The following is a 5452-nucleotide window of genomic DNA, read 5'->3' as shown; positions in this document are numbered from 1 at the left end:
TCACGGGCAGGTGGTTATCTGGCTCGCACAGGTATCATCCGACCAGCCGCGTTCCATGTTGCCGGCATAGACCCCTTCCACCTCGACCCATCGACCGCGACAGGCGTGAAGTCCGTCGACGATGAAGCCATCGACGCCGCCGCCATTATCGAAATTCATGGCGACTGGCGCATCGCGTGCCGGATGCGCGTAGAGGACGGGGCTTTCCACATCGAGCCGCAGCACGTGGCCGGGTACCCAGCCCTCTCCCTCGAATGCCACCTCCGGCTCGATGTCATCGCCGTAGAGATGGGTGACGGCCTGGTCGATGCGGAACCAGCCATCCCTGGCGCCGGTGATCCTGACGGCGGTAAAGAATGTCTCGCCATAGGCCTGATAGGGCTCCGGTAGGTGACCGATCACCCCGTTTTCGCTGGCCGGTCCATCGCGGATGACCAGTGCCTTGGGCTTGTCGCCCTGCACCCATGCGTCGACCTCACAGATGTCGATCGCCGCCGTTGCTGCACCCGGCCCGCAGGTTTCGATCAGCGCGGCTGCCGCCTCTCTGGCTCCGTCCAGCGGATATTCCTCCGCGCCGTCCTCGACGAATACGAGGAGGGTGCCACGCGACGTGAGCAGGTCGGCAAGGCGTGCGTCGAGAACGGTCTGTCCCTCGAGCACGAACTGATCGTCCATCAGCATGCGCGCGCCGGTCGTGCGGATCGGCACTTCGATGTCGCCGGCCTGCAGAAGGACCACGACCTCGACACCGTCATTGGCCATCACCGGCTCGAAGAAAAAGGCGAAGGTGACGGTGTCGCTGCCGGCTTGGCATGAGAAGGAAAGCTGGCCATAGCCCGATTGCGGGATGCCATAGAACAGCGTCGCCCCGTCTTCGGTGGTGTCGCCGTGCCAGCCCAGATTTTCCTCGGCCGTCGCGCCCAGTGGAACCATCAGGCCGGCGACCAGCAAGGCTCGAAAAACCGCGGCCACGGGCCTTGAAAGTGTCATCTGGACCTCCATTGCTGTCACCCCAAAGAGCAGGCTTGCTGACTCCCCGGGCATTGCAGGCCCATTTCACCCCATAGAGCGGGGCGCTGTCACCCCTTGATGATCTCGAACCGCATCGCCTCGCCCTCGGTGGCGAGCCTATGGGCGTGTCCGTGCTGCTGGCAGTGCAGCGGGATGTCGATTTTCGCCATCGGGTCGGTGGCCAGCACGATCAGTGTCGCGCCGGGCGGCATTGCCGCCAGGCGCTTTTCCATTTTTAGCACCGGCAGCGGGCATTTGAGCCCGCGGGCGTCGATGATGTCAGGCTCAGTTGCCAAGGACGAGAACCCAGTGCACGCCATAGCTCGAGGTGGGGTTGAAGGCGACGGCGACGCCCGCCTTGGCGGCACTGGCGCGGAGGCCCGCGGCGTCGGCGGGGTTGTTGCGCCAGCCCGAAAAGGTCTCGGCAAAGGTGGCGTAGCCTGCACTGAGCTTCATCACCGTCAGGCCCTGCGGGGTCTTGGGCGGCGTGCCGGTCTGGGCATATTGGTTGGCCAGGGCCTGGGCGGTGCCGTCGAGCGCCGCGTCGGGGGTCAGCGCCGGCAGGCCATTGGTGGCGCGATAGGCATTGACTATTGAGATGGCCTGGGCGCGGTCGAGACCGGCGCCCGGCTGGTCCATGCGTGCCGACAGGCCTGGCGCCAAAGCGATGGCGGTGCCGCTGCCGCCACCGCCACCCATGCTGCAGGCGGCGAGGGTGAGGCCGGCCAAAACGGCGGCGAGGGGCAGGATGGCCGGCTTGAAGGGGCGCAAAACGGTCATGGAAAATCCTCGGAAAAACAGCGGTGGGGCCGCATAGGGGGCCAGCAAGGCCAAAAGATGGTTGGCCCATGTTAGTGCCATAGGCCTGCCATGGCCTTAACGCGGCGCGATTTCGCCTTGCGCTGCGCCCCGGCGGGCGATTACAAGACGGAACAGTTAATTTTGCATCCCGATTTAAATCGGACCTCCCCAGCGAGCCTCGCATCCTTCATGAAGACTGCCGACCCCGAATTGATGCGGGCCATCAACCGCTTCCATGTGCTTGACACGATAAGGCGCCACGGCGCCATCGCTCGCGTGGAGATCGGCGAACGCACCGACCTCTCGGCCACCACGGTCTCGGCCATTACCGCCGCGCTGCTCGATGACGGGCTGATCACGGTGCGCCACGAGGGCGATATCCGCAGCCAGACCCTGAGGGGGCGGCCGCGCGTCATGCTGGCGCTCAATCCGCAGGCGGCCTGGGTGGTGGGGGCAAAGCTGGCGGCCAATCGCATCGTCTTTGTCGCCACCAATTTCCAGGGCGACGTGCTAGCCAGCCTGACGCTGCCGGTGCGCGTTGATCGGCTTCCCGCCGAGGTCATTGCCGATCTCGTCGAAGATGGCGTGCGCCGCTGCGTGCTCGATGCGGGGCTGGGGCTGAGCCAGATCAAGACCATCGCGCTGTCGCTGCCGGGCATTGTCGAGCATGGCACCGGCAAGGTGCTGGCCAGCGGCGTGTTGCGCGATCCCGATGTGTCGCTCAAGCACGCCATCGCCACCCGCATGGGGATCGATACCATCATCGAGAGCGATGCCAATGCCATCACCATGGCGCAGCACTGGTTCGGCCGGGCGCGCGATCTCGACGATTTCGTGCTGGTGGCGGTCGAGGAAACTTTGGGTCTGGGCGTCATGCATGGCGGGCAATTGTTCCGCGGCGCGCATGGGCTGAGCCTGACGCTGGGCGACATGATCATGGGGGCCGGCGACGACAATGCGGTCAAGCTGGCCGATCTGGCCAGCCAGCAGGTGATCCTGCAGTCGAGCCAGGCCGACCAGCGCATCAGCGAGGCGGTGCGGCTGGGCCAGGGCATGGCGCAAGTGCGCCAGTTGGTCGATGCCGGCGACGAGGGCCTGCGCGTGGCGGCCGCCCGCGCCGGCGCCGCACTGGGCATTGCCATTGCCAATCTGGTGGCTTTGTTCGCGCCGCCGCGCGTCATTCTTGTCGGATCCACCCTGGCCCTGGGCGAGCATCTGCTGGCGCCGCTGCGGCGCGCCTTTGCCAATGCCATTCCGGCGCCGTTGACCACTCTGGCCGAAATCGTCATCGACGATTCGGGCGACGAGCTGTGGGCGCGCGGCGCCGCGGCTGTGGCTTTGGGCGAACTTTATGGCTCACCCTGGGGCACCACCGGCCCGGTGCGGCGGGCGCCACAATAATCTGTCGGCCGGATGCCGAATGGCGCCGGTCCTATCGCGTGAGGAGAAGCAAATGCGGGAAGCACTCATCGTCTGGGGCGGCTGGAGCGGCCACGAGCCCGAGCAATGCGCCAAAATCTACAAGAGCTGGCTCGAGGAAGATGGCTTCAAGGTCTATGTCGAGGACACGACCGAAGCCTTTGCCGACCCGTCGATCCACGATCTCAGCCTGATCATCCCGATCTTCACCATGAGCAAGATCGAAAAGGAAGAGGTCAGCAACCTCACCAAGGCGGTTGAAAACGGGGTGGGCCTCGCTGGTCACCACGGCGGCATGGCCGACGCCTTCCGCGATGCGGTGGATTACCAGTTCATGGTGGGCGGCCAGTGGGTAGCCCACCCGGGCGATATCATCGACTACCGCGTCGATGTCACCAGGCCGGACGATCCGATCATGGCTGGGGTCAGCAGCTTCCCCTACCGCTCCGAGCAATATTACATGCATGTCGACCCCTCCAACGAGGTGCTGGCGACCACGACCTTTACCGGCGAGCACGCCAGCTGGATCGACGGCGTCACCATGCCCGTGGTGTGGAAGCGCAAGCATGGCAAGGGAAGGGTGTTCTATTCGGCGCTCGGGCATGTCTCGGCGGAGTTTGCCGTGCCGGAAATGGCGACGATTTTGCGCAGAGGGGTGAACTGGGCGGCGCGGTGAGGGGGCTTATGGCGTTGGGCCTAAGCGATGGTCGCCAAGGAGGATCCACGGAGTCACCGCTTGATCTAGGTGGTGTTCCGCCTCATCCTAGTTTCTTAGTGGGGGTGCCATGGCTGACAAGGACGATAATGAGCTCAGTATCGGAGTTGAGCTTACATCGAGTGGTGTGAAGCTGAACGCCAAGAGCCGATTTCTGTCTGCTTTCGATCGATGGGGAGGGTCGTTTTTCGGTCGATCAATAGCGCAGAACGAGCGCGACGCTGCGCGTATTGAGGCTGAGAGCGTAGGCGAGCAGCAAATCATAGCTGCGGCGGCGCGGAAAGTGATCGAGCAGATGGATGTCGACCCTGGCACTGCTCAGGGCTTAATTGAGCATCATTTCGGAAAGGCAGCCCAGAAGCAGGAAAACTTGCAGGGTGTTCTAAGGGAGGCCGCAGAGGATCTGCGAAATGAGCCGCCGACTGATGCGCAGAATTCGTCAGGACAAGAGACCGTCGCTCCAGAGGTTCTTGACCGAATGGAGTCCTACGCAAGAGACGCTTCGACTGAAACGCTGCGCCACAAATGGGGCAGGGTATTGGCGGCCGAGATCAGGAAGCCGGGAACAGTCAGCAACAAGGTAATGAGGATCGTCGACGAACTGAGTCCAGAAACTGCTGCTCTGTTTGAACGAATTAATGGCGCTCGTATTGGCTTGAACATCATGGAGGCGTTGGCCGGCGAGCTGACTTTTTCAGAAAGCTCACAACTCGTGGGCGCTGGGCTGCTTACTGACTCAAGTTTGGGCCTGTCGCGCCAAATGCGTGAGATTTCACTTCCCGACGGTTCAAAACGAATGTTTGCGACCGCCGGGGCGTTTGCGATAGCGATACCGCTCTCTGAGAGTGAGATAGTATCTAGGAAAAGCGCTGCACTGGGGTCTGCTTTAACTGGTCGCAGCAAAGCAACCCTTTCAGTGGAAGTTCTCACCAATGAAGGCTTTGCGTTGGCCTCAATACTGAAGGATCGACAGGAGGAGGCCTTCGGGGCGCTCTTAAGCAAGCTACGAGAGAGCATACCCGAGGCTGAAGGTTGGAGGCACCGGGGCGAGGATACGTGGGTTCAAGACAAATCGCTCTGAATCGCGCGGCGTGTTCGCCAGCGCCGCGGCGAAGCTGAAGCCGTTAGGTCCGGAACTGGTTCCCGCTGTGAAGCAGGTGGGGCTGATGGCGGAAAGCTACGTTGAACGGAGGGCCGTCGTGATCGAGGTCACGCTGCTCCAGACAATTGGACAAATATGACAGACTGACCTGCGTAAGTGGTGATCTCGGCGGGATTCGAACCCACGACCCCCGGATTAGGAATCCGGTGCTCTATCCTGCTGAGCTACGAGACCACGGGTCCCGAAATACCAGTTCGGTTCGGTGCTTACAAGGTTGGGAAATGACGTTGCCTGATTGGTCGTTGTGACCCGATCGTGCCGCAAGAGTGGAGCGGCACCTCCCCCATGATGGGGGAGGCTGGGAGGGGGTGGCGAGCCCGGATATTTGGGCTAAACACCCCCAC

At 62.8% G+C, this 5452-nt stretch carries 6 protein-coding genes and 1 tRNA gene; 3 read left to right on the top strand and 4 right to left on the bottom strand.

Annotated elements, in window-relative coordinates; translation table 11 throughout:
* The 3 genes from V6M52_RS13060 to V6M52_RS13050 form a co-directional block, all read right to left on the bottom strand.
* Window positions 1-990 carry a hypothetical protein gene (locus V6M52_RS13060; protein ID WP_332701337.1) on the bottom strand — a complete coding sequence of 330 codons (990 nt, stop codon included), beginning with the start codon at window positions 988-990 and terminating at the stop codon, window positions 1-3.
* Window positions 991-1079: 89 nt separating this feature from the next.
* A complete protein-coding gene (locus V6M52_RS13055; RefSeq protein ID WP_332701336.1) occupies window positions 1080-1307 on the bottom strand; it encodes a sulfurtransferase TusA family protein in 228 nt (75 codons plus the stop codon).
* Window positions 1297-1791: a CAP domain-containing protein gene (locus V6M52_RS13050; protein WP_332701335.1), complete on the bottom strand. Its 495-nt coding sequence runs from the start codon at window positions 1789-1791 to the stop codon at window positions 1297-1299. Before V6M52_RS13050 ends, V6M52_RS13055 begins: the two co-directional genes overlap by 11 nt.
* A 210-nt stretch (window positions 1792-2001) precedes the next feature.
* Between V6M52_RS13050 and V6M52_RS13045 the strand changes: the two genes are divergently transcribed.
* From V6M52_RS13045 to V6M52_RS13035, 3 genes are all read left to right on the top strand, one after another.
* Window positions 2002-3213 (top strand): ROK family transcriptional regulator, encoded by a 1212-nt coding sequence (locus tag V6M52_RS13045; RefSeq protein ID WP_332685873.1) that lies wholly within the window; start codon window positions 2002-2004, stop codon window positions 3211-3213.
* A 52-nt stretch (window positions 3214-3265) separates the two neighbouring features.
* On the top strand, window positions 3266-3907 hold the full coding sequence (locus V6M52_RS13040; RefSeq protein WP_332701334.1) for a ThuA domain-containing protein: 642 nt from the start codon (window positions 3266-3268) through the stop codon (window positions 3905-3907).
* A 109-nt stretch (window positions 3908-4016) separates the two neighbouring features.
* A complete protein-coding gene (locus tag V6M52_RS13035) occupies window positions 4017-5027 on the top strand; it encodes a DUF2806 domain-containing protein (RefSeq protein ID WP_332701333.1) in 1011 nt (336 codons plus the stop codon).
* Between the two features lie 178 nt (window positions 5028-5205).
* Here the strand turns inward: V6M52_RS13035 and V6M52_RS13030 are convergent.
* Window positions 5206-5282 (bottom strand) — tRNA-Arg (locus tag V6M52_RS13030).
* Window positions 5283-5452 lie beyond the last annotated feature (170 nt).

It is taken from the genome of Devosia sp. (genome assembly GCF_036676215.1).
In the GTDB taxonomy this organism is placed as follows: Bacteria; Pseudomonadota; Alphaproteobacteria; order Rhizobiales; family Devosiaceae; genus Devosia.
The sequence above is the reverse complement of the archived record's forward strand: the minus strand, read 5'-3'. Positions and strand labels throughout refer to the sequence as shown.

Bases quoted from the DNA above. Each gene is read 5' to 3' on its own strand.
- V6M52_RS13060 (WP_332701337.1), bottom strand. From the start codon at position 990: ATGACACTTTCAAGGCCCGTGGCCGCGGTTTTTCGAGCCTTGCTGGTC.
- V6M52_RS13050 (WP_332701335.1), bottom strand. From the start codon at position 1,791: ATGACCGTTTTGCGCCCCTTCAAGCCGGCCATCCTGCCCCTCGCCGCC.
- V6M52_RS13045 (WP_332685873.1), top strand. From the start codon at position 2,002: ATGAAGACTGCCGACCCCGAATTGATGCGGGCCATCAACCGCTTCCAT.
- V6M52_RS13035 (WP_332701333.1), top strand. From the start codon at position 4,017: ATGGCTGACAAGGACGATAATGAGCTCAGTATCGGAGTTGAGCTTACA.
- V6M52_RS13040 (WP_332701334.1), top strand. From the start codon at position 3,266: ATGCGGGAAGCACTCATCGTCTGGGGCGGCTGGAGCGGCCACGAGCCC.